Annotated in this window: 17 protein-coding genes, 2 tRNA genes and 1 pseudogene; 18 read left to right on the top strand and 2 right to left on the bottom strand. The window is 59.1% G+C overall.

Annotated features, from left to right (window positions below; genetic code table 11):
- Window positions 1-66 precede the first annotated feature (66 nt).
- The 4 genes from ercA to JLK41_RS15310 all read left to right on the top strand — a co-directional run bounded on the left by ercA (window position 67) and on the right by JLK41_RS15310 (window position 4,364).
- Window positions 67-1,230: an alcohol dehydrogenase-like regulatory protein ErcA gene (ercA, locus tag JLK41_RS15325; protein ID WP_047587443.1), complete on the top strand. Its 1,164-nt coding sequence runs from the start codon at window positions 67-69 to the stop codon at window positions 1,228-1,230.
- Window positions 1,214-2,938, top strand: coding sequence for a hybrid sensor histidine kinase/response regulator (locus JLK41_RS15320; RefSeq protein WP_210389294.1), 1,725 nt, complete (start codon window positions 1,214-1,216; stop codon window positions 2,936-2,938). Before ercA ends, JLK41_RS15320 begins: the two co-directional genes overlap by 17 nt.
- Window positions 2,939-3,018: 80 nt before the next feature.
- Window positions 3,019-3,426: a PA2779 family protein gene (locus JLK41_RS15315; protein ID WP_037055091.1), complete on the top strand. Its 408-nt coding sequence runs from the start codon at window positions 3,019-3,021 to the stop codon at window positions 3,424-3,426.
- Window positions 3,411-4,364 (top strand): PA2778 family cysteine peptidase, encoded by a 954-nt coding sequence (locus JLK41_RS15310; RefSeq protein WP_210389293.1) that lies wholly within the window; start codon window positions 3,411-3,413, stop codon window positions 4,362-4,364. The genes JLK41_RS15315 and JLK41_RS15310 overlap by 16 nt, the downstream gene beginning before the upstream one ends.
- A 49-nt stretch (window positions 4,365-4,413) precedes the next feature.
- On the opposite strand, the gene JLK41_RS15305 is transcribed toward JLK41_RS15310, so the two are convergent.
- Complete coding sequence (locus JLK41_RS15305; RefSeq protein WP_037055095.1) at window positions 4,414-5,697, bottom strand: NAD(P)/FAD-dependent oxidoreductase; 1,284 nt, start codon at window positions 5,695-5,697, stop codon at window positions 4,414-4,416.
- Between the two features lie 184 nt (window positions 5,698-5,881).
- Between JLK41_RS15305 and JLK41_RS15300 the strand changes: the two genes are divergently transcribed.
- The 10 genes from JLK41_RS15300 to JLK41_RS15255 all read left to right on the top strand — a co-directional run bounded on the left by JLK41_RS15300 (window position 5,882) and on the right by JLK41_RS15255 (window position 13,678).
- A tRNA-Val gene (locus JLK41_RS15300) sits at window positions 5,882-5,958 on the top strand.
- Window positions 5,959-6,232: 274 nt separating this feature from the next.
- The gene (gene thrS, locus JLK41_RS15295; protein ID WP_037055096.1) at window positions 6,233-8,155 is read left to right on the top strand and encodes a threonine--tRNA ligase; all 1,923 of its coding nucleotides are present in this window, start codon (window positions 6,233-6,235) and stop codon (window positions 8,153-8,155) included.
- Between the two features lie 17 nt (window positions 8,156-8,172).
- Entirely contained in the window at window positions 8,173-8,706 is a 534-nt protein-coding gene (infC, locus tag JLK41_RS15290) for a translation initiation factor IF-3 (RefSeq protein ID WP_037055100.1), read from the top strand.
- A gap of 60 nt (window positions 8,707-8,766) precedes the next feature.
- Window positions 8,767-8,961, top strand: a complete 195-nt coding sequence (gene rpmI, locus JLK41_RS15285) for a 50S ribosomal protein L35 (protein ID WP_003243407.1) — start codon at window positions 8,767-8,769, stop codon at window positions 8,959-8,961.
- 29 nt (window positions 8,962-8,990) lie between these two features.
- Window positions 8,991-9,347 carry a 50S ribosomal protein L20 gene (gene rplT / locus JLK41_RS15280; RefSeq protein ID WP_003243409.1) on the top strand — a complete coding sequence of 119 codons (357 nt, stop codon included), beginning with the start codon at window positions 8,991-8,993 and terminating at the stop codon, window positions 9,345-9,347.
- A gap of 96 nt (window positions 9,348-9,443) precedes the next feature.
- Window positions 9,444-10,460 carry a phenylalanine--tRNA ligase subunit alpha gene (gene pheS / locus JLK41_RS15275; RefSeq protein WP_210389292.1) on the top strand — a complete coding sequence of 339 codons (1,017 nt, stop codon included), beginning with the start codon at window positions 9,444-9,446 and terminating at the stop codon, window positions 10,458-10,460.
- A 44-nt stretch (window positions 10,461-10,504) separates the two neighbouring features.
- Window positions 10,505-12,883: a phenylalanine--tRNA ligase subunit beta gene (pheT, locus tag JLK41_RS15270; protein ID WP_210389291.1), complete on the top strand. Its 2,379-nt coding sequence runs from the start codon at window positions 10,505-10,507 to the stop codon at window positions 12,881-12,883.
- A gap of 3 nt (window positions 12,884-12,886) precedes the next feature.
- Window positions 12,887-13,189 (top strand): integration host factor subunit alpha, encoded by a 303-nt coding sequence (gene ihfA, locus JLK41_RS15265; RefSeq protein ID WP_003243414.1) that lies wholly within the window; start codon window positions 12,887-12,889, stop codon window positions 13,187-13,189.
- Entirely contained in the window at window positions 13,170-13,526 is a 357-nt protein-coding gene (locus JLK41_RS15260; protein WP_013716019.1) for a MerR family transcriptional regulator, read from the top strand. Before ihfA ends, JLK41_RS15260 begins: the two co-directional genes overlap by 20 nt.
- A 75-nt stretch (window positions 13,527-13,601) precedes the next feature.
- Window positions 13,602-13,678: transfer RNA gene (locus JLK41_RS15255), tRNA-Pro, on the top strand.
- A gap of 72 nt (window positions 13,679-13,750) precedes the next feature.
- Here the strand turns inward: JLK41_RS15255 and JLK41_RS15250 are convergent.
- A pseudogene (locus tag JLK41_RS15250) lies at window positions 13,751-14,391 on the bottom strand (tyrosine-type recombinase/integrase); the annotation flags it as partial.
- A 160-nt stretch (window positions 14,392-14,551) separates the two neighbouring features.
- On the opposite strand from JLK41_RS15250, the gene JLK41_RS15245 reads away from it, so the two are divergent.
- Genes JLK41_RS15245 through JLK41_RS15230 form a run of 4 tightly spaced genes read left to right on the top strand, consistent with a single transcriptional unit; the run spans window position 14,552 to window position 21,684 of the window.
- Entirely contained in the window at window positions 14,552-17,590 is a 3,039-nt protein-coding gene (locus tag JLK41_RS15245; protein ID WP_210389290.1) for a type I restriction endonuclease subunit R, read from the top strand.
- Window positions 17,580-18,827: a restriction endonuclease subunit S gene (locus tag JLK41_RS15240; protein ID WP_210389289.1), complete on the top strand. Its 1,248-nt coding sequence runs from the start codon at window positions 17,580-17,582 to the stop codon at window positions 18,825-18,827. The genes JLK41_RS15245 and JLK41_RS15240 overlap by 11 nt, the downstream gene beginning before the upstream one ends.
- Window positions 18,824-20,065: an AAA family ATPase gene (locus tag JLK41_RS15235; protein WP_210389288.1), complete on the top strand. Its 1,242-nt coding sequence runs from the start codon at window positions 18,824-18,826 to the stop codon at window positions 20,063-20,065. Before JLK41_RS15240 ends, JLK41_RS15235 begins: the two co-directional genes overlap by 4 nt.
- On the top strand, window positions 20,062-21,684 hold the full coding sequence (locus JLK41_RS15230) for a type I restriction-modification system subunit M (RefSeq protein WP_210389287.1): 1,623 nt from the start codon (window positions 20,062-20,064) through the stop codon (window positions 21,682-21,684). Before JLK41_RS15235 ends, JLK41_RS15230 begins: the two co-directional genes overlap by 4 nt.
- Window position 21,685: the final 1 nt, after the last annotated feature.

Raw genomic sequence — 21,685 nt, 5'->3', positions numbered from 1 at the left:
CATTGCATTAGCCGAGCAATGCAGTAGGCTGAGCGCCATCCATAACAAGAAACTTCAGGCCGTTGTATGAGCCACGATTTGAGTCAGCTGCGCAAGTTCGTTTCTCCCGAGATCATCTTCGGTGCCGGCTCTCGGCACAATGTCGGCAACTACGCCAAGACCTTCGGTGCACGCAAGGTGCTGGTGGTTTCCGACCCGGGCGTGGTCGCTGCTGGCTGGGCGGGTGACGTGCAGGCGAGCCTGCAGAACCAGGGCATCGACTACTGCCTGTACACCCGCGTGTCGCCCAACCCCCGGGTCGAGGAGGTGATGGAAGGCGCCGAGCTGTACCGCAGCGAGGGCTGCAACGTCATCGTCGCGGTAGGGGGCGGCAGCCCGATGGATTGCGCCAAGGGCATCGGTATCGTCGTCGCTCACGGGCGCAGCATCCTCGAATTCGAGGGGGTGGACACCATCCGCGTGCCCAGCCCGCCGCTGATCCTGATCCCGACCACCGCCGGCACCTCGGCCGACGTGTCGCAGTTCGTGATCATCTCCAACCAGCAGGAGCGGATGAAGTTCTCCATCGTCAGCAAGGCCGTGGTGCCCGATGTGTCGCTGATCGACCCGGAAACCACGCTGAGCATGGACCCCTTCCTCTCCGCCTGTACCGGCATCGACGCCATGGTGCACGCCATCGAAGCCTTCGTATCCACCGGCAACGGCCCGCTGACCGACCCGCACGCGCTGGAGGCCATGCGCCTGATCAACGGCAACCTGGTGGAGATGATCGCCAACCCGCACGACATCGCCCTGCGCGAGAAGATCATGCTCGGCAGCATGCAGGCCGGCCTGGCGTTCTCCAATGCCATCCTCGGCGCGGTGCATGCCATGAGCCACAGCCTGGGCGGTTTCCTCGACCTGCCGCACGGCCTGTGCAATGCGGTGCTGGTCGAGCATGTGGTGGCGTTCAACTACAGCGCGGCACCGGAGCGCTTCAAGGTGATCGCCGAGACCCTCGGCATCGACTGCCGTGGCCTCAACCATGCGCAGATTCGCCAGCGCCTGGTCGAGCACCTGATCGCCTTCAAGCATGCCGTGGGCTTCCGCGAGACCCTGGGGCTGCACGGTGTCGGCACCTCGGACATTCCCTTCCTGTCCAGCCACGCCATGGACGACCCCTGCATTCTCACCAACCCGCGCGAATCCACGCAGCGAGACGTCGAGGTGGTCTATGGCGAGGCGCTCTGACGAGGCGCTGGCCGGGCTGCTCGGTCTTGGCAGCCAGTCGGCGCGCAAGAGCCATTACCCGGAGCTGCTGGCGCGCCTGGAAGAGCTGGAAGTCGAGCGCAATCGCTACAAATGGCTGTTCGAACACGCCGTGCACGGCATCATCCAGGCCAGCCTGCAGGACGGTGTGCTGGCGGCCAATCCGGCGATGGCGCGCATGCTCGGCTATGACGATCCGCTGCAGGTATTGTGGGCACCGGACGACCTGGCCCGGTACCTGTTCGTCGGTGGCTTCGACGAGCTGGCGCTGATCCGCGACCGCCTGAGCCAGGGGCAGGCGTTGCTCGGCTACGAAACGCGCCTGCGCCGTCGTGATGGCAGCACCATCGATGTGCTGATGAACCTGTTGCTCAAGCCCGAGAGCGAAGGAGTCTTCGAGGGCTTCGTCGCCGACATCACCGAGCGCAAGCAGGCCCAGCAGCGCCTGCAGCTGCTCAACGACGAACTGGAGCAGCGCGTGGCCGCACGCACCTTCGAACTGCTCGAATCCAACCGTAACCTGCAGCGCCAGATCGAAGAGCGCGAACGCATCGAACTGGCCCTGCGCGAGGCACGCGATGCCGCCGAGACCGCCAATCGCAGCAAGGACAAGTACCTGGCAGCGGCCAGCCATGACCTGCTGCAGCCGCTGAACGCCGCGCGCCTGCTGATCTCCACGCTGCGTGAGCGGGCGCTGCCGAGCGCCGAGCACAACCTGGTCGAGCGCAGCCACCTGGCACTCGAAGGCGCCGAGGACCTGCTGGCCGATCTGCTGGACATCTCCAAGCTGGATCAGGCGGCGATCAAGCCGGACGTCGACACCTATCGCCTGGAAGAACTGCTGGCGCCGCTGGCCTCGGAGTTCGAGGGTGTTGCCGGGGCCAGTGGTCTGCGCCTGCGCGTGCAGATCGCCGATTGCGCCGTGCACACCGATTTTCGTCTGCTGACGCGCATTCTGCGCAACTTCCTCAGCAACGCCTGTCGCTATACCGAGGCGGGCGGGGTGCTGCTCGGTTCGCGGCGGCGCGGCGACTTCGTCGAACTGCAGGTCTGGGACAGCGGGCGGGGCATCGCCGCCGATCAGCTGGACAGCATCTTCCTCGAATTCAATCAGCTGGACGTCGGCCGCGCGGCGGAGCGCAAGGGGGTCGGCCTCGGCCTGGCCATCGTCGAGCGCATCGCACGCATGCTCGGCTACCCGGTGCAGGTACGCTCGCAGCCGGGGCGCGGCTCGCTGTTCAGCATCCGCGTGCCGCTGGCCCGCCAGCATCCGCTGCGCCAGGTGCAGCCGGCGGCGCAGGCGGTGCTTGGCAATCCGCTGCCGGGGCGGCGCCTGCTGGTGATCGACAACGAAGCGGACATCCTCCACAGCATGGCGGCATTGCTCGGCCAGTGGGGCTGCGAGGTGGTCACCGCGCTGGATCTGCCCGAGGCGCTGGAGAACCTGCAGGGCAGGGCGCCCGAGGTGATCCTCGCCGATTTCCACCTCGATCACGGCGTGCTGGGCTGCGAGGTCATCCAGCAGTTGCGCGAGCGCTTTTCCCGGACGATCCCGGCGCTGATCATCAGCGCCGACCGCAGCGACGCCTGTCGTCGCCAGCTGCAGGTTCTGGGGGCGCCACTGCTGAACAAGCCGGTCAAGCCGGGCAAGCTGCGCGCGGTGCTCAGCCAGCTGCTGCAGGAAACCTGAGCGGCGGCGGACTGGTGGTCTGAACCTGAGCGATTCGGATGCTGTCTATTGGCTACCTCATCCCTCAGGAGATAACCACAATGACAATTTCCATGAACCCCGCCATGCGTCGTCTGGCCGCTGTCACTGCGCTGTTTCATCTGCTGCTGGTCGCGCAGATCCCTGCGGCGAACGCCGCGATGATCGGCACTCAGGAGGTGATCGCCGAGCAGCAGCACCAGGTCGACCAGCAACAGCTGATGGCCATGCTCGATGATCAGCAGGTCAAGGACAAACTGGTCGCCATGGGCGTCGATCGCGAGCAGGTCGAGTCGCGTATCGCCAGCCTGACGCCGGCCGAACTGGCGCAGTTCAACCAGCAGCTCGATCAGGCGCCTGCCGGTGCCGGTGTGGTCGGCATCATCGTGCTGTTTCTGGTGATCTTCATCATCACTGATATGCTGTGCGCCACCAACATCTTCAGTTTCGTCAAATGCATCAATCGCTGATCCGCCTCTGCTGTATCGCATCCGTCGTTCTACTCGCAGCCTGCGCGCGGTCTCCGGTGTTATCGCCGGAGGCCCAGCGCCTGCCTGAACGCGTCGAGTTGACCGATGTGCCCTTCTTCCCGCAGGACGCCTATCAGTGCGGGCCGGCGGCGCTGGCCACCATGCTCAACCAGCGTGGCGTGCTGACGACGCCCGGTGCACTCAAGGACAAGGTCTACCTTCCCGGCCGCGAGGGCAGCCTGCAGGTCGAGATGGTCGCCGCTGCGCGCAACCATGAGCTGCTGGTCTACCCGTTGCAGCCGCGCCTGGAGGCGATACTGGCGGAGGTCGCGGCGGGCAACCCGGTGCTGGTGCTGCAGAACCTGGCGTTCGACTGGTATCCCCAGTGGCACTTCGCGGTGGTGGTGGGCTATGACCGCCGCGAACGCACGCTGGTCCTGCGTTCGGCCACCACGCGACGGCTCGAAGACAGCTTCACCAGCTTCGACAAGACCTGGGCGCGTGGCGGTCGCTGGGCAGTGCTGACGCTGCCGCCGGAGCGGCTGCCGGCGCAGGCCGACATGCATGCCTGGATGCAGGCGGCCAATGACCTGGAGCAGACCGGCAACGCCCAGCCGGCACGCCGTGCCTATCGCCGTGCGGCCGAGGCCTGGCCGGAGCAGGCACTGCCCTGGTTCGCCCTGAGCAACAGCCGCTATGCCGATGGTGACCGCAAGGGCGCCGAGCAGGCCTTGCGCGAGAGCCTCAAGCGCGAGCCCGACTTCGCCGCCGGCTGGTACAACCTGTCCCAGCTGCTGGGGGAGCGCAGCTGTGCGGGCGAGGCGCGCCAGGCCCAGGCATGCGCGCAGCGCCTGGCACCGCAGGACGCGCGCTTCGCCGCGCCGCCAGAGGTCGCCGGTTCGGCCGGACAGTGCCAGGCCTTGCCGGCCTGTCCATGAGACAAACGAAAACGGCGCCCTCGGGCGCCGTTTTCGTCGATGGGCTGGATCAGACGCCCAGCTTGTCGCGCAGCGTGTAGTACCACGCGCCGATGGCACTGAACGGAACCTGGAACAGGCGGCCGCCAGGGAAGGGGTAGTGCGGCAGGTCGGCGAAGGCATCGAAACGCTCGGCCTGGCCGCGCAGCGCCTCGGCCAGCACCTTGCCGGCCAGGTGCGTGTAGGTCACGCCATGGCCGCTGCAGCCCTGGGAGTAGTAGATGTTGTCGCCGATACGACCGACTTGCGGCAGGCGCGACAGGGTCAGCAGGAAGTTGCCGGTCCAGGCGTAATCGATCTTCACGTCTTTCAGTTGCGGGAAGGTCTTGAGCATCTTCGGCCGGATGATGGCTTCGATGTTGGCAGGGTCGCGTGCGCCATAGACCACGCCACCGCCGTAGATCAGACGCTTGTCGCCGGAGAGGCGATAGTAGTCGAGCAGATAGTTGCAGTCCTCGACGCAGTAGTCCTGCGGCAACAGGCTGGCGGCCAGCTCATCGGAGAGCGGCTCGGTGGTGATCACCTGGGTGCCGCAAGGCATCGACTTGGCGGCCAGCTCCGGTACCAGGTTGCCCAGGTAGGCGTTGCCCGCGACCACGACGAACTTGGCCTTGATGCGACCTTCCGGGGTGTGCACCAGCGGGTTGGCGCCGCGCTCGATGCGAATGGCCGGCGACTGTTCGTAGATCACGCCGCCGAGCGATTCGACTGCAGCGGCTTCACCCAGTGCCAGGTTCAGCGGGTGGATATGGCCGCCGCTCATGTCCAGCATGCCGCCGATATAGTTGTCGGTGGCGACCACTTCACGGATGCGCGCTGCGTCCATCAGTTCCAGCTGGGTGTGGCCGTAGCGCTCCCACAGCTTCTTCTGCGCTTCCAGGTGGCCCATCTGCTTGCTGGTCAGTGCGGCGAACACGCCGCCGTCCTTCAGATCGCACTGGATGTCGTACTTGGCGATGCGCTCACGAATGATGCGGCCGCCCTCGAAGGCCATCTGCCCCAGCAGCTGGGCCTGCTTCGGGCCGACAGTGCGTTCGATGACATCGATGTCGCGGCTATAGCTGTTGACGATCTGCCCGCCGTTGCGGCCGGATGCGCCGAAGCCGACCTTGGCCGCCTCCAGGATGCTGACCTTGAAACCGTTCTCCAGCAGGAACAGGGCAGTGGACAGGCCGGTGTAGCCGGCACCGATGATGCACACATCGGTTTCCACTTCTCCCTGCAGGGCGGGGCGTTGAGCGGCCTGGTTGGCAGAAGCGGCGTAATAGGATTGTGGGTATGCCGTGTGCGCCATATTGAACCTCTGTTCTTTATTTTTTACGAATGATCGGATGCTACCTGAGTTGCAAATAGCCGGCTAGTGGCTGTGCAAAATATTCAACGATCCTGCCGAACGTAAAAAATTGGACTATTTCAGTAAGTTAGCGAAAAAACTTGTTGACGCCCGAAAAGATCTGCGTAGAATGCGCACCCATCGAAGGCACATAGCTCAGTTGGTTAGAGCACCACCTTGACATGGTGGGGGTCGTTGGTTCGAGTCCAATTGTGCCTACCAAATCGATAAAAAGGGGTCGCCAAGCGACCCCTTTTTTATTGCCCGGATTTTTCGGGTGCTGCATCGCCTTTTGTGTTCTTTGTTGTTCGCGGCGGCTTGTCAGGGCTCAGGCTTTCTGAAAGCATCCGTACTCTTTACCTCCAGTGACTCTGGTTCGGTCTGGTTGGCCCTCGGGCTCCTGCCATTGTTAGGCAGATATACCGCCGAATCGCTTCCTGGCTCATCCCAACCCACGTGACCTTTGGTAGGGGTCACCACTAGGAGAGGAGGCGCCATGCCCATCATTACTCTTCCCGACGGCAGTCAACGTTCGTTCGATCATCCTGTATCCGTACTGGAAGTCGCTCAATCCATTGGTGCGGGTCTGGCCAAGGCCACCCTGGCTGGCAAGGTCAATGGCAGGCAGGTCGACGCCTGCGACATCATCGATACCGATGCCACCCTGCAGATCATCACGCCGAAGGACGAAGAGGGGCTGGAAATCATCCGCCACTCCTGTGCTCACCTGGTTGGCCATGCGGTCAAGCAGTTGTATCCGAATGCCAAGATGGTGATCGGTCCGGTCATCGATGAAGGCTTCTATTACGACATCGCCATCGACCGTCCCTTCACCCCGGAAGACATGGCGGCCATCGAGAAGCGCATGGCTGAGTTGATCGACAAGGACTACGACGTCATCAAGAAGATGACGCCGCGCGCCGACGTCATCGAGCTGTTCAAGTCCCGTGGCGAGGAGTACAAGCTGCGCCTGATCGACGACATGCCCGATGAAACGGCCATGGGTCTGTACTTCCACGAAGAATACGTCGACATGTGCCGTGGCCCGCACGTGCCGAACACGCGCTTCCTCAAGGCGTTCAAGCTGACCCGGATTTCCGGTGCCTACTGGCGCGGCGACTCGAAGAACGAGCAGCTGCAGCGCGTCTACGGCACCGCCTGGGCGGACAAGAAGCAGCTGGCTGCCTATATCCAGCGCATCGAAGAAGCCGAGAAGCGCGATCACCGTCGTATCGGCAAGCAGCTGGACCTGTTCCACCTGCAGGAAGAAGCGCCGGGCATGGTGTTCTGGCATGCCAATGGCTGGACTGTCTATCAGGTGCTCGAACAGTACATGCGCCAGGTGCAGCGCGAGAACGGCTACCAGGAGATCAAGACGCCGCAGGTGGTCGATCGCATTCTCTGGGAGCGTTCCGGTCACTGGTCCAACTACGCCGAGAACATGTTCACCACGGCCTCGGAAAATCGCGATTACGCGGTCAAGCCGATGAACTGCCCGTGCCACGTGCAGGTGTTCAACCAGGGGCTGAAGTCCTACCGTGACCTGCCGCTGCGCCTGGCCGAGTTCGGTGCCTGCCACCGTAACGAGCCGTCCGGCGCGCTGCACGGCATCATGCGCGTGCGCGGTTTCGTGCAGGACGATGCGCACATCTTCTGCACCGAAGAGCAGGTGAAGAAGGAAGCGGCCGACTTCATCAAGCTGACGCTGGATGTCTACAAGGACTTCGGCTTCACCGACATCGCCATGAAGCTGTCGACTCGTCCGGCCAAGCGCGTGGGTTCCGAAGAGCTGTGGGATCGCGCCGAAGGTGCGCTGGCCGATGCGCTCAACGAATCCGGCCTGGAGTGGGAATACCAGCCGGGCGAGGGCGCTTTCTACGGTCCGAAGATCGAGTTCACGCTGCGTGACTGCCTGGGGCGTAACTGGCAGTGCGGCACCCTGCAGTACGATCCGAACCTGCCCGAGCGTCTGGACGCCAGCTATATCGCCGAAGACAACAATCGCAAGCGCCCGGTCATGCTGCACCGTGCGATCCTCGGTTCCTTCGAGCGTTTCATCGGCATGCTGATCGAACATTACGCCGGTTCCTTCCCGGCCTGGTTGGCGCCGACCCAGGCGGTGATCATGAATATCACCGACAAGCAGGCCGATTTTGCCCGCGAAGCGGAGAAAACTCTCAATCAAAGCGGTTTTCGTGCCAAGGTTGACTTGAGAAACGAGAAGATCGGCTTTAAAATCCGCGAGCATACCTTGCTCAAGGTTCCCTATCTCCTGGTTATCGGGGATCGGGAAGTCGAGACACGATCCGTTGCTGTGCGCACCCGCGAAGGCGTTGACCTGGGGTCAATGCCTCTCGAGCAGTTCGCCGTGCAGTTGCAGCAAGCGGTTTCCCGGCGTGGTCGCCAAGATTTGGAGTAAGAACTATTAAGCGTGATATGAGACAGGACAAGCGGGCCGCCCCCAAGGCGCCGATCAACGAAAACATTACCGCCCGCGAAGTGCGCCTGATTGGCGCAGATGGCGAGCAGATCGGTATTGTTTCGATCGATGAAGCATTGCGCGTGGCTGAAGAAGCCAAGCTAGATCTGGTAGAGATCTCGGCTGATGCAGTACCGCCAGTTTGCCGCATCATGGACTACGGCAAGCACCTGTTCGAGAAGAAAAAACAGGCTGCGATTGCCAAGAAGAACCAGCATCAGCAGCAGATCAAAGAAATCAAGTTTCGTCCAGGGACGGAAGAAGGGGATTATCAGGTAAAACTACGCAACCTGATACGTTTCCTTGAAGATGGGGACAAGGCCAAGGTATCTCTGCGATTCCGCGGCCGTGAGATGGCTCACCAGGAGCTGGGGATGGAGCTGCTCAAACGGGTCGAACAAGACCTGATCGAGCTCGGCACCGTCGAACAGCATCCTAAGCTGGAAGGACGCCAGCTGATGATGGTCATCGCTCCCAAGAAGCGTAAATAACCTCCCGGGCACTGGCAGGCCTGATGGTTATCAGTTGTTAATGAATGCGGAGTACTAAACATGCCAAAAATGAAAACCAAGAGTGGTGCTGCTAAGCGCTTCCTGAAGACTGCTTCGGGTTACAAGCACAAGCACGCTTTCAAGAGCCACATCCTGACCAAGATGTCCACCAAGCGTAAGCGCCAGCTGCGTGGCAGCTCGCTGATCGGTCCGTCGGACGTCGCAAAAGTCGAGCGCATGCTGCGCGTTCGTTAATCGGTCAAGATACTTAGAGGTAATTACTCATGGCTCGTGTTAAGCGTGGCGTTATCGCTCGTGCTCGTCACAAAAAAATCCTGAAGCTCGCCAAGGGCTACTACGGCGCTCGTTCGCGCGTGTTCCGTGTTGCCAAGCAAGCGGTGATCAAGGCAGGCCAGTACGCCTACCGTGACCGTCGTCAGCGCAAGCGTCAGTTCCGTGCACTGTGGATCGCTCGTATCAACGCTGGTGCTCGCGTCAACGGCCTGTCCTATAGCCGTCTGATCGCTGGCCTGAAGAAAGCGTCGATCGAAATCGACCGTAAGGTCCTGGCTGATCTGGCAGTGAACGAAAAAGCGGCGTTTGCTGCGATTGTCGAGAAAGCTAAGGCCGTTCTGGCTTAAGTCCCCCGACAATCACCGGGTTCGCCCGGTGGCAACGTCAAAGATAGGGGAAGAGCCTTAACAGCTCTTCCCCTATTTCGTATCTGGAGTCTGTAAATGGAAAATCTGGATGCATTGGTCTCCCAAGCGCTCGAGGCCGTGCAACAAAGCGAAGATATCAACGCCCTGGAACAGCTCCGGGTTCAGTACCTTGGCAAGAAGGGCGAACTGACTGCCCTGATGCAGACCCTGGGCAAGTTGTCGGCCGAGGAGCGCCCGAAAGCCGGCGCCCTGATCAACACTGCCAAGAGCCAGGTGCAAGACGCCCTGAATGCCCGCAAATCCGTGCTTGAGCAGGCCTTGCTCGCCGAGAAGCTGGCGTCCGAGCGTATCGACGTGACCCTGCCGGGCCGCGGTCAGGCCTCCGGTGGTCTGCACCCGGTGACCCGCACCCTGGAGCGCGTCGAGCAGTTCTTCACCCATATCGGTTACAGCGTTGCCGAAGGCCCGGAAGTCGAAGACGACTACCACAACTTCGAAGCGCTCAACATCCCCGGCCACCACCCGGCGCGGGCGATGCACGACACCTTCTATTTCAATGCGAACATGCTGCTGCGCACCCACACCTCACCGGTCCAGGTGCGCACCATGGAATCGCAGCAGCCGCCGATCCGCATCGTCTGCCCGGGCCGTGTCTATCGCTGCGACTCCGATATCACCCACTCGCCGATGTTCCACCAGGTCGAGGGCCTGCTGGTCGACGAGGGCATCAGCTTCGCCGACCTCAAGGGCACCATCGAGGAATTCCTCCGCGTGTTCTTCGAGAAGCCGCTGGGCGTGCGCTTCCGTCCGTCGTTCTTCCCGTTCACCGAGCCGTCGGCTGAAGTCGACATGCAGTGCGTGATGTGCTCGGGCAAGGGTTGCCGCGTGTGCAAGCAGACCGGCTGGCTGGAAGTCATGGGCTGCGGCATGGTGCATCCGAACGTGCTGCGCATGAGCGGCAGCGACCCGGAAAAATACTCGGGCTTCGCCTTCGGCATGGGTGTCGAGCGCCTGGCCATGCTGCGTTATGGCGTCAATGATCTGCGCCTGTTCTTCGATAACGACCTGCGGTTCCTGGCGCAATTTCGCTAGCGCCGTGCCCTCGTCATCGAATTCGTTTAAGGAGAACAGACAGTATGAAATTCAGTGAACAGTGGCTGCTCGGCTGGGTCAGCCCTGATGTATCGCGTGACGACCTGGTCGCGCGTCTGTCCATGGTCGGCCTGGAAGTCGACGCCGTTCAGCCCGTCGCCGGTGCCTTCAGCGGCATCGTCGTGGGCGAGATCCTCAGTGCCGAGCAGCACCCGGACGCCGACAAGCTGCGCGTCTGCCAGGTGAGCAATGGCGGCGAGACCTTCCAGGTGGTCTGCGGTGCGCCCAATGCCCGCGCCGGCATCAAGGTGCCGTTCGCCATGATCGGCGCCGAACTGCCGGGTGACTTCAAGATCAAGAAGGCCAAGCTGCGCGGTGTGGAATCGCAGGGCATGCTTTGCTCGGCTTCCGAGCTGCAGGTCAGCGATGACAACAGCGGGCTGATGGAGCTGGCGGCCGATGCGCCGGTGGGCCAGAGCCTGCGTGATTATCTCGGCCTGGATGACGTGTGCATCGAGCTGGGGCTGACCCCGAACCGCGGCGACTGCCTGTCCATCGCCGGCCTGGCTCGCGAAGTCGGCGCCATGTACGGTGCTGCGGTCACGCCGGTGGCTATCGATCCGGTGGCGCCGGCGCATGATGAAGTGCGTTCGGTGGACGTGCTGGCCGCGCAGGCCTGCCCGCGCTATCTGGGGCGTGTCATCCGCAACGTCGACCTGTCGCGTCCGACGCCGCTGTGGATGGTGGAGCGCCTGCGCCGTTCCGACGTGCGCAGCATCGATCCGGCTGTCGACATCACCAACTACGTGATGCTCGAACTGGGCCAGCCCATGCATGCGTTCGATCTCGCCGAGATCAACGGTGGCATTCGCGTACGCATGGCGGAAGAGGGCGAGAAGCTGGTGCTGCTCGATGGCCAGGAGGTCAGCCTGCGTGCCGATACGCTGGTGATCGCCGATCATCAGCGCGCCCTGGCCATTGCAGGGGTAATGGGTGGCGAGCACAGCGGCGTGAGCGGCAAGACCCGCGACCTGTTCCTGGAAAGCGCCTTCTTCGACAACATCGCCATCGCCGGCAAGGCGCGTTCCTATGGCCTGCACACCGATTCCTCGCACCGCTTCGAGCGGGGCGTCGACTCGCAACTGGCGCGCCAGGCCATGGAGCGTGCGACCGCATTGCTGCTGGAGATCGTGGGCGGTGAAGCCGGCCCGATCATCGAGGCCTGCAGCGAAGCCGACCTGCCGAACGTCGCTCCTGTGACGCTGCGTGCCGAGCGTATCAGTCAGATGCTGGGCATGGACATGGACGCGAGCGAAGTGGAGCGTCTGCTCACCGCGCTGGGTCTGGGCGTCAGCACCCAGGGCGCCGGTCAGTGGCAGGTCAGTGTGCCGAGCCACCGCTTCGATATCAGCCTGGAAGTCGATCTGATCGAAGAACTGGGCCGACTGTACGGCTACAACCGTCTGCCGGTGCGTTACCCGCAAGCCCGTCTGGCGCCGCAGGCCAAGGCCGAAGCGCGCGCCGAGCTGCCTGCGCTGCGTCGCCTGCTAGTCGCGCGCGGCTACCAGGAAGCGATCACCTACAGCTTCATCGATCCCAAACTGTTTGAGCTCTTCGCCCCGGGTGTCGAGCCGCTGCAGCTGGCCAACCCGATTTCCGCCGACATGGCGGCCATGCGTTCGTCGCTGTGGCCGGGTCTGGTCAAGGCGCTGGAGCACAACCTGAACCGCCAGCAGTCGCGCGTGCGCCTGTTCGAGAGTGGCCTGCGTTTCGTCGGTCAGCTCGAAGGTCTGCAGCAGGAAGCCATGCTGGCCGGCGTGATCAGTGGCAGTCGCCTGCCGGAAGGCTGGGCCAACAGCCGTGACGGCGTCGACTTCTATGACCTCAAGGCCGATGTCGAAGCGCTGCTCGGCTATGCCGGCGCGGTCGATGCCTTCAGCTTCGTGCCTGGCGAGCATCCGGCCTTGCATCCGGGCCAGACCGCGCGCATCGAGCGAGAAGGGCGTCTGGTCGGTTTCATCGGTGCCCTGCACCCGGAGCTGGCCAAGACCCTGGGGCTGGATCAGCCGGTCTATCTCTTCGAACTGGTACTGGCCGAGGTCGCTGCGGGTCGCATGCCGGCGTTCAGCGAACTGTCGCGCTTCCCCGAAGTGCGCCGTGACCTGGCGTTGCTGGTCGATCGCGAGCAACCGGCCGAAGCCGTGCTGGCGGCGATCCGCGAGACAGCGGGTGAATGGCTGACGGACCTCAAGCTATTTGACGTCTATCACGGTAAAGGCATTGATCCGCTTAGAAAAAGCCTTGCCGTCGGCTTGACCTGGCAACATCCATCGCGCACTCTTAATGACGATGAGGTGAGTACTACTACGCAAAATATCCTCACCTGCCTCGAACAAAGGTTCAACGCCACGTTAAGGAAGTAGCGTATGGGGGCTCTGACGAAAGCTGAAATGGCGGAACGTCTGTATGAAGAGCTCGGCCTGAACAAACGGGAAGCCAAGGAACTGGTGGAGCTGTTTTTTGAAGAGATCCGCCAGGCTCTTGAGCTGAACGAACAGGTCAAGCTTTCCGGGTTCGGCAACTTCGACTTGCGCGACAAGCGCCAGCGACCCGGTCGTAACCCGAAAACAGGGGAAGAGATTCCAATCACGGCTCGCCGTGTGGTCACTTTTCGTCCAGGGCAAAAATTGAAAGCCAGGGTCGAGGCCTATGCTGGAACCAAGTCATAACGACGAATTACCGGCAATTCCCGGCAAACGCTACTTCACCATTGGTGAAGTCAGCGAACTCTGCGCGGTCAAACCTCACGTTCTGCGCTACTGGGAGCAGGAATTCCCACAGTTGAACCCGGTCAAGCGGCGGGGCAACCGCCGCTACTATCAGCGCCAGGACGTGCTGATGATCCGGCAGATTCGAGCATTGCTGTACGATCAGGGTTTCACCATTGGCGGGGCGCGCCAGCGCCTCTCCGGTGACGAGGCCAAGGACGACACCACCCAGTATCGTCAGCTGATCAAGCAGATGATTGCGGAGCTCGAGGACGTTTTGCACGTCCTGAAGAAGTAAGGCCAAGAAAAAGTTGCCTTATTTCAAAAGCTTAATGTATAGTTCCTCCCGCTTTCGGTCACCCGGAAGCATCGTCGGGGCGTAGCGCAGCCCGGTAGCGCACTTGCATGGGGTGCAAGGGGTCGAGTGTTCGAATCACTCCGTCCCGACCAAATAACTCCACGACTTAGGCCAGTTCAGAGATGAGCTGGCCTTTTTCGTTTCGGGGACTTTTGCGGGACTTTTCATCCTGCCTTCCTCCTCAGTATCGTCAGCGCCGGCCCTCGCGAGCCCGTCGCCGATATCTTGTTGGCTTCATCGATCAATTTTCCCAGCTCTGCCGCCGAGTAGTGACTGGTGATGCTGCCGTTCTTGTGGCCCAGCAGGGCCCGCCTGTCTTCCTCGGTTACACCGGCTGCCCGGAGCCCTCTCCCGAAGGTGTGCTTCAGGTCGTGGATGCGGATCGAGGCGAATCCCTTCGGTGCCGGCCGCAGGAAGCGTTCCTGGTACTTCTTCGCCGCCCAGATCCGGGCCCTCTTCCAGGCGCTATCGTTCATCCGATGAACCGGTGTCGCCTTACCGTTCCTGTCGGGCATCCCATACGGGAATACCCAGACCGAATCCAGGCCACGCTGCCCCTCGATGACCGATTTGGTCACGTTGTTAAGCACCACGCGCCGCTCGTCGCCGTTTTTGATCCCGGAGCTCTCATGTCGGCCACCAAAATCCGCCGGTATGAAAAATACGCTGGTGCTGAGTTCAGGGATCGGTATCTCCCAATCCCAGCGAAGCTTCACGACCCCTGTTCACGTGAGCCGCTGTTGACCTTGTACAGATTCATACAGCACAAATGAGCGGGTAGCACGGTGAGAAGAATCGACCGTTCTTTGCGAGTAAGGTGTGTAATCCAGTTGCGTGGCTGCAGAGTTGGCTTTGTAGCAGCCTAGAGGGGATTAGCTGGGGGGAAGGAGCTTTTTTAGATGCAACGTAGAGACTCATAGCGGGCATGTTTTACTATTAGTGATTCGAAGAGCGTAGGGCACCCAATGAGTGAGCAAATAATCGAGCTGGGCTTTATCGACAAGCTAGTTGAGCTCAAGTACGCCTACCGCGACGACATCACCGACCGCGCCTCGCTGGAACGCAACTTTCGCGAGAAATTCAACGCACTCAACCGCGTCACTCTGACCGATGGCGAGTTCGCCCGCCTGCTCGACGAAATCGTGACCCCCGATGTGTTCACGGCTGCACGCACCCTGCGCGAGCGCAATGCCTTCACCCGCGAAGATGGCACCCCGCTGAACTACACCCTGGTCAACATCAAAGACTGGTGCAAGAACAGCTTCGAGGTGGTCAATCAACTACGCATCAACACCGACAACAGCCACCACCGCTTCGACGTGCTCATTCTCATCAATGGCGTGCCGTGTGTTCAGGTCGAGCTGAAAACCCTGGGCGTCAACCCGCGTCGCGCCATGGAGCAAATCGTCGAATACAAGAACGACCCCGGCAACGGCTACAGCAAAACCCTGCTGTGCTTCATGCAGATGTTCATTGTCAGCAACCGCGACAACACCTACTACTTCGCCAACAACAACGCCCGGCACTTCTCGTTCAACGCCGATGAACGCTTCCTGCCCATCTATCAGTTCGCCGACGAGGCGAACAAAAAGATCACTTATCTCGACCGCTTTGCCGAGACCTTCCTCGCCAAATGCACGCTTGGCCAGACCATCAGCCGCTACATGGTGCTGATCGCCAGCGAGCAGAAGCTCATGATGATGCGCCCGTATCAGGTCTATGCGGTCAAAGCCATCGTCGAGTGCATCGAGCAGAACTGCGGCAACGGCTACATCTGGCACACCACCGGCAGCGGCAAAACCCTCACGTCCTTCAAGGCCTCCACCCTGCTCAAGGACAACCCCGAGATCGAGAAATGCCTCTTCGTGGTCGACCGTAAAGACCTCGACCGCCAGACCCGTGAGGAATTCAACAAATTCCAGGAAGGTTGCGTCGAGGAGAACACCAACACCGCCGCATTGGTACGCCGCCTGCTGTCCGAGGACTACGCCGACAAGGTGATCGTCACCACCATCCAGAAACTCGGCCTCGCCCTGGATGAAAGCAGCAAGCGCAACAAACAGCGCAAACGTAACGACCAGCCTACCTACAAAGAGCTACTGGCCCCGCTGCGCGACAAACGCATGGTGTTCATCTTCGATGAATGCCACCGCTCCCAGTTCGGCGACAACCACAAGGCCATCAAGGAGTTCTTCCCCAAGGCCCAGCTCTTTGGTTTTACCGGCACGCCCATCTTTGAAGAGAACGCCACACGAGTAAAAGTGGAAGGCGAACAGGCGTCTTACCAAACCACCGATGAGCTGTTCGAGAAGCAGCTCCACGCCTACACCATCACCCACGCGATCGAAGACGCCAGCGTGCTGCGTTTTCATATCGACTACTTCAAACCAGAAGGCAAGAAAACGCCCAAGCCAGGGGAAGCCTTGGCCAAGCGCGCCGTGGTCGAAGCCATTCTCGCCAAACACGATATGGCCACCGCTCAGCGTCGTTTCAATGCCATTCTGGCCACGGCCAGCATCAACGACGCCATCGAATACCACGGCCTGTTTGCCGAGGTGCAACAGGCCAAACGCCAGGCCGACCCTGATTACCAGCCGCTGAATATCGCCTGCGTGTTCTCGCCGCCAGCCGATGACAATGCCGACGTCAAACAGATTCAGGAAGACTTGCCGCAAGAAAAGCAGGACAACGAAGAAGACCCAGAAGGCAAGAAAGCCGCGCTCAAAGCCATCCTGGCCGACTACAACCAGCGCTATGGCAGTAACCACAGCATTGGCGAGTTCGACCTCTACTATCAGGACGTGCAAAAGCGCATCAAAGACCAGCAGTGGCCCAATGCCGACTATCCCCATGCGCAGAAAATCGATATCACCATCGTGGTCGACATGCTGCTAACCGGCTTCGACTCCAAGTACCTGAACACCCTGTACGTGGACAAGAACCTCAAGTACCACGGTTTGATCCAAGCTTTTTCACGTACCAACCGCGTACTTAGTTCCGTTCAATTACCCAACAAGGAACCTACAGGGATAAAACCGTTCGGTAACATCCTCGACTTCCGCTATCAGCAAGAGGCAGTGGATACAGCCATCACTCTCTTTTCTGGAGAAAATTCCAGCCCGCAAGACCGCGAAATTTGGCTGGTGGACAAAGCCCCAGTGGTGATTGAAAAACTCCATACCGCCGTGCAGAAGCTCGACGACTTCATGCGTTCCCAAGGCCTGGCCTGCGCACCGGAAGACGTACACAACCTCAAAGGCGACGATGCCCGCGCCGCGTTTATCGGTCGTTTCAAAGAGGTGCAGCGCCTTAAAACCCAGCTCGACCAATACACCGATCTAACCGCAGACAATGCCGCCACCATCGAACAAATTCTGCCCAAGGAAAGCCTGCTGGGTTTTCGCGGCGCCTATCTGGAAACGGCACAGCGCCTCAAGGCCCAGCAGGAAAAAAACGACAAGGGTGAAGGCGGCAACAACGAAATCGTGGATCAGCTCGACTTCGAGTTCGTGCTCTTCGCCTCTGCAGTGATCGATTATGACTACATCATGGATCTGATGTCGCGTTTCTCGCAGCAAGAGCCGAGCAAGCAGAAGATGAGCCGCGAACAACTGATCGGCCTGATCCAGGCCGATGCGAAGTTCATCAACGAGCGCGACGACATTGCCACCTATATCGCCACCCTCAAGGCAGGCGAAGGCCTGAGCGAAAGCGCGATCCGCGAAGGCTACAGAAACTTCAAGCAACACAAGGACGCCGCCGAAATTGCGGAGATTGCTAGTCGGCACCAGCTCGCACCAGACGCCCTGCAAGCCTTCGTCGAGGGTATTCTGCAACGCATGATCTTCGACGGCGACCAGCTCAGTGACCTGATGGAGCCGCTCGACCTCGGTTGGAAAGCACGCGCCCAGGCAGAGCTGGCATTGATGAAAGAACTGCACAACTTACTAATTAAACGCGCCCAAGGCCGCGAAATCTCAGGGCTTAGCGCGTATGAGCAATAAAACAAAAACTACGAACAGAAAAGAAAATTGTCAGCCAAAATTAGTGCCAAAATTGCGACTCCCTGAATTCAGAAGCAAGGAAGGCTGGCGCATTAGGACACTCAAAGAGTTGTTATTTGAAGCAAAAAAACGAAATAGAGAGTTAGAATTTAGCCATAGCGACGTGCTGTCAGTTTCTGGTGAGTATGGTTGCGTCAATCAAATCGAATTTATGGGGCGTTCATATGCGGGGGTGAGCGTCAAGGACTATCACGTCGTTGAGCACGGCGACATTGTTTACACAAAGAGCCCATTGAAAAGAAACCCTTTCGGCATCATCAAAGCAAACAAAGGGAAGCGAGGCATTGTTTCGACACTATATGCTGTCTATCGGCCTTTTCCTGACTGCTCTACGACCTACTTGGATCATTTTTTTTCCGGAGACCATAACCTAAATTCATATTTGCAGCCCATTGTAAAAAAAGGCCCCAAGAATGACATGAAGGTTAATAACGCAGATGTCCTCAAAGGAGATATCTGCGTCCCAGAGCTGAAAGAGCAACAAAAGATTGCTGAGTTCCTGGACACTGTTGACGAGCTGCTTGCCTCACAATCCAAGAAAGTGGCTGCACTCAAGACCCATAAAAAAGGACTTATGCAGCAGCTTTTCCCCGGAGAAGGCAAAGCCAAACCTCATCTTCGGTTCCCCCAATTCGAAAAGGGGGGGGAATGGATGGAAAGCACCGTCGCAGAAAACGTTTTGACGATCACCCCCCCTAAGAAGCTACAGACCTCAGACTATCTGACGATTGGAAGCTTTCCTATAGTTGACCAATCACAGGATTATATCTGCGGATGGACGAATGACAGCGAGTCGTTGATAGATGTAGGTTTCCCAGTCATCGTCTTTGGTGATCATACATGCGCTCTCAAATATATCGACCGCCCTTTTGCGCAGGGGGCTGATGGCATCAAAATCCTCCGCCCTAGGGGGCAGATTGATACAGCCTTCCTTTTCTACTCTATGCAGGCAAATCCAGTAGTACAGGAAAGCTACAAGCGACACTTCTCTATGCTTCGAGAGAAAAAATTATTATTTCCTGATCCAAAGTCTGGTGAGCAGCAGCGCATCGCCGACTGCCTAGCCTCCCTAGACGATTTCATTACCATGCAAACTCAAAAGCTAGAAGCCCTCAAAACCCACAAAAAAGCACTGATGCAGCAGCTTTTTCTGTCCATGGCGGTGGTTAACGGATGAGCAACAAGCCAAAGGTCAATAGGTACGCCAACCTAAATACACTCGCAAGGAAGCTGCGCGACGATCTAGGCGGGGCAGATCTCATCCTCGTCTACGCCTACAATCGTACCGGCAAGACACGACTTTCGATGGATTTCAAGGATATCGGAAAGCGTAAGACGAAAAAAAATCCGGATGGCATAGCAGATACCCTTTACTTCAATGCGTACACCGAAGATCTGTTCACTTGGGACAATGACATTGAAAACGACACCGCTCGTGGCTTGGTAATAAACCAGGCATCGCGGTTCTTTGATGGATTCAAAAACGAGCCTCTGGAGCCGACCATTGATGAGTACTTGAAGCGCTATGCCGACTTTGACTTTGATTTCAAATTCCAAGAAGTGCAACAGGGCAAAGAATCCTTTTCAAGGCCGGTGTTCGTTAGCTTCCATAAAGGCGAGCAGTCGCACATCAAAATCTCCCGTGGTGAGCAGAATATTTTTATCTGGTGCGTCTTCATGGCCGTCTGTGAACAGCTTTTGAAATATCCCGACGCTTATCCAGCGGTCAAGCACGTCTATATTGACGACCCGATTTCATCGCTGGACGACAACAACGCCATCTCCGTCGCTTGCGACCTCGCCAAATTGCTTCGTCGTGCAGCAAGCAGGACAGGCCAGAATGGCGCAGCGGCTCCTATGAAGATCGTTTTTTCCTCTCACCACGCCCTCTTTTTCAATGTGATGTGCAATGAGATCGGGCGGGCCAAGGAAGGGGAGCCGAAGGTATCTCACAAGCGCTACTATCTGCATCGCGCGAATGGTGATAGTGCCTTTACCCTGCGAGCCACCGAGGACACGCCGTTTTTCCATCACGTCGCAGCCCTCGCCGAACTTCAGGTGGCCGCCAATCACAGCTCTGGCCGACTCTACACCTTTCACTTCAATGCGCTACGCAGCATCATGGAAAAAACGGCCTCGTTCTTTGGCCATGCCGACATTTCCTTCTGCCTTAAAGGGCTCGCGAGTGAAGAAGACACCGCGCTCTACAACCGTGCCCTCCAGCTGCTGAGCCATGGTAAATACGCCATCCATGAGCCGACCGAAATGGGCGAGGACAATAGAAATTTGTTCCGCCGCATTCTCCAAGACTTCATCAGCACATTTAAATTCTCCCTGCCTGACTTATCGGGTGCGAAACCAACTGCAGCGACTACTGCCGCCCCCCCCGAGCCCACAAGCGAAACCAGCACATGAATGACATCAATAGAAAACAACTTGGCCAAACCCTTTGGGCCATTGCTGATCAACTGCGCGGAGCTATGGATGCAGACGATTTCCGCGACTACATGCTGTCCTTCCTCTTCCTGCGCTACCTCTCTGACAACTACGAGATAGCGGCCCAGAAGGAGCTTGGAAAAGACTATCCAGAGTTGCCCATCGACGTTTTGCTAAAAACGGGGGCATCGACTCCTCTGCAAATCTGGTATGAGGAGAACAAAGCGGACATTCCGGCCTTCGAAAAGCAGATGCGCCGCAAGGTGCATTACGTCATTGAGCCGGTACACCTGTGGAACAACATCGCCAATTTGGCCCGCATCCAGGACTATGAACTGCTCTCTACGCTGCAAGCGGGCTTCAAATACATCGAAACCGAGTCCTTTGAAAGCACCTTTCAGGGCCTTTTCTCGGAAATCGATCTGGGCTCTCCCAAGCTGGGCAAGACTTACACGGAGCGCAATGCCAAGCTCTGCAGCATCATCCAAAGGATTGCCGAAGGTCTGACCGACTTTTCAAAAAACATTGATGCACTAGGCGATGCCTACGAATACCTGATCGGCCAGTTTGCCGCGGGCTCGGGCAAGAAGGCGGGCGAGTTCTACACCCCGCAACAAGTGTCCGACATCCTGTCTGCTATCGTCACCCTCGACAGCCAAGACCCAAAGACTGGCACTAAGAAACGTCTGGAAAGCGTGCTGGACTTCGCCTGCGGCTCGGGCTCGCTTCTGCTTAACGTGCGCAAACGCATGGGCGCCCATGGTATCGGCAAGATTTACGGCCAGGAAAAGAACATCACCACCTACAACCTGGCCCGCATGAACATGTTGCTGCATGGGGTCAAGGACGCAGAATTCGAGATTTACCACGGTGACACCCTGAGCAACGATTGGGACATCCTGCGTGAACTGAACCCGGCGAAAAAGCCCGTGTTTGATGCCGTGGTCGCCAATCCGCCCTTCAGTTACCGCTGGGATCCAAGCGATGCCATGGCCGATGATGTGCGCTTCAAGAATCACGGCATGGCGCCAAAATCGGCGGCGGACTTTGCCTTTCTGTTGCACGGCTTTCACTTTTTGAAAGACGAAGGCGTGATGGCCATTATCCTGCCCCATGGTGTGCTGTTCCGGGGCGGCGCCGAGGAGCGCATCCGCACCAAACTGCTCAAGGACGGCCATATCGATACCGTGATCGGCCTGCCCTCCAACCTGTTTTATTCCACGGGCATCCCGGTGTGCATTCTGGTGCTGAAAAAGTGCAAACAGCCGGATGATGTACTTTTCATCAGCGCGGCGGAACACTTCAACAAAGGTAAACGCCAGAACCAACTGACCGAAGAGCACATAGCCAAGATCATCAAGACCTACCAGTACCGCCAGGAAGAACCGCGCTATGCACGCCGGGTGGAAATGGAGGAGATCGAGAAGAATGGCTACAACCTGAATATTTCCCGCTACATCAGCACGGCCAGCGTTGAGAAGGAGATCGACTTAAATGTGGTCAATGCCGAGCTGGTCGAACTGGAAGACAGCATTCGCAAGGCGCGAGATAAACATAATGCCTTCCTAAAAGAGCTGGGCCTGCCGCCTCTAGTCTGAG

The sequence above is a fragment of the Ectopseudomonas khazarica genome (assembly GCF_017915135.1).
GTDB classification, from domain to species: Bacteria; Pseudomonadota; Gammaproteobacteria; order Pseudomonadales; family Pseudomonadaceae; genus Aquipseudomonas; species Aquipseudomonas khazarica.
Note: the sequence above shows the minus strand (reverse complement) of the source record. Positions and strands in the feature narration are given on the sequence as shown.

Coding starts and splice junctions, on each gene's coding strand:
- ercA (WP_047587443.1), top strand. CDS start 67: ATGAGCCACGATTTGAGTCAGCTGCGCAAGTTCGTTTCTCCCGAGATC.
- JLK41_RS15320 (WP_210389294.1), top strand. CDS start 1,214: ATGGCGAGGCGCTCTGACGAGGCGCTGGCCGGGCTGCTCGGTCTTGGC.
- JLK41_RS15315 (WP_037055091.1), top strand. CDS start 3,019: ATGACAATTTCCATGAACCCCGCCATGCGTCGTCTGGCCGCTGTCACT.
- JLK41_RS15310 (WP_210389293.1), top strand. CDS start 3,411: ATGCATCAATCGCTGATCCGCCTCTGCTGTATCGCATCCGTCGTTCTA.
- JLK41_RS15305 (WP_037055095.1), bottom strand. CDS start 5,697: ATGGCGCACACGGCATACCCACAATCCTATTACGCCGCTTCTGCCAAC.
- thrS (WP_037055096.1), top strand. CDS start 6,233: ATGCCCATCATTACTCTTCCCGACGGCAGTCAACGTTCGTTCGATCAT.
- infC (WP_037055100.1), top strand. CDS start 8,173: ATGAGACAGGACAAGCGGGCCGCCCCCAAGGCGCCGATCAACGAAAAC.
- rpmI (WP_003243407.1), top strand. CDS start 8,767: ATGCCAAAAATGAAAACCAAGAGTGGTGCTGCTAAGCGCTTCCTGAAG.
- rplT (WP_003243409.1), top strand. CDS start 8,991: ATGGCTCGTGTTAAGCGTGGCGTTATCGCTCGTGCTCGTCACAAAAAA.
- pheS (WP_210389292.1), top strand. CDS start 9,444: ATGGAAAATCTGGATGCATTGGTCTCCCAAGCGCTCGAGGCCGTGCAA.
- pheT (WP_210389291.1), top strand. CDS start 10,505: ATGAAATTCAGTGAACAGTGGCTGCTCGGCTGGGTCAGCCCTGATGTA.
- ihfA (WP_003243414.1), top strand. CDS start 12,887: ATGGGGGCTCTGACGAAAGCTGAAATGGCGGAACGTCTGTATGAAGAG.
- JLK41_RS15260 (WP_013716019.1), top strand. CDS start 13,170: ATGCTGGAACCAAGTCATAACGACGAATTACCGGCAATTCCCGGCAAA.
- JLK41_RS15245 (WP_210389290.1), top strand. CDS start 14,552: ATGAGTGAGCAAATAATCGAGCTGGGCTTTATCGACAAGCTAGTTGAG.
- JLK41_RS15240 (WP_210389289.1), top strand. CDS start 17,580: ATGAGCAATAAAACAAAAACTACGAACAGAAAAGAAAATTGTCAGCCA.
- JLK41_RS15235 (WP_210389288.1), top strand. CDS start 18,824: ATGAGCAACAAGCCAAAGGTCAATAGGTACGCCAACCTAAATACACTC.
- JLK41_RS15230 (WP_210389287.1), top strand. CDS start 20,062: ATGAATGACATCAATAGAAAACAACTTGGCCAAACCCTTTGGGCCATT.